At 73.2% G+C, this 902-nt stretch carries 1 protein-coding gene; it reads right to left on the bottom strand.

Going from position 1 to position 902, the window contains the following annotated elements; all coding sequences use genetic code 11:
• Positions 1-902: tetratricopeptide repeat protein (locus JMF90_RS38695; RefSeq protein ID WP_201326511.1), on the bottom strand; the 902-nt coding region annotated here is incomplete at both ends.

Here is a 902-nt window from a genome sequence, read left to right as displayed (position 1 = left end):
CAGGAACGGCAGGCTCATCAGCGTGCACGCGACGTCCGCGGCAGGCGGCTTCGCGGCGCCTTGCGGGACGAGCGTCACGCGCCAGCGCGATGCGGCCGGCGTCAGCAGCGCGACGAGTTCCGGCTGGACTTCGAGCACCACGCGCGCGCAGCGTGCGCGGGCCAGCGGCACGAAGCGGACGAACTGCAGCGTGTCGCCGAACCCCTGTTCCGCGCGGATCAGCAGCGTGCGCGACGCGATCGGCTCGCCGTGCCAGCGCGGCAGCGCGCCGAGCGGTGTCGCGCCGGGCGTCTCGTGGCGCGCTTCGTAGGCGGGCAGGCCGCGCGTGAAGTCGCGCAGCGTCAGCAGCGTGACCGCGCGGTGCAGCCGCGCGAGCGTGAGATCGGGCGCGACCCGCAGCGCCTGGTCGAAAGCACGCAGCGCCATCTCGTGCGCGCCGAGCGCGTGATGCGCGTTGCCAAGATTCAGCCATGCGAGCCCGAACGACGGATCGAGCCCGACGGCACGCTCGTAGTAGGGCAGCGCGTCGCGGTGGCGCGCCTGCGCGCAGAGCGCATTCGCGAGCCCGAACAGCGCGAGCGGAAACGGCGGGTGCAGCGCGAGCGCGGCTTCGAATGCCGCGGCTGCCTCGGCATGCCGGCCGACCGCGTCGAGCGTGTTGCCGAGATTGAAATGCGCGGCGACGAACCGCGGCTGCGCGGCGATCGCGGCCTGGAAGTGCGTGATCGCCTCGTCGGCGCGACCCATCGCGCTCAGCGCCATCGCGAGGTTGTTGTGCGCACCCGCATGCCCGGGCCGGAGCTCGAGTGCGCGACCGAACGCGGCGAGCGCGTCGTCGTGGCGGCCGAGCGCGTTCAGCGCGTTGCCGAGATTGTTGTGGATCGACGCGTCGTCGGGCGTGA

This window comes from Burkholderia sp. E168m23, from assembly GCF_016586125.1.
Lineage (GTDB): Bacteria > Pseudomonadota > Gammaproteobacteria > Burkholderiales > Burkholderiaceae > Burkholderia > Burkholderia orbicola.
Note: the sequence above shows the minus strand (reverse complement) of the source record. Positions and strands in the feature narration are given on the sequence as shown.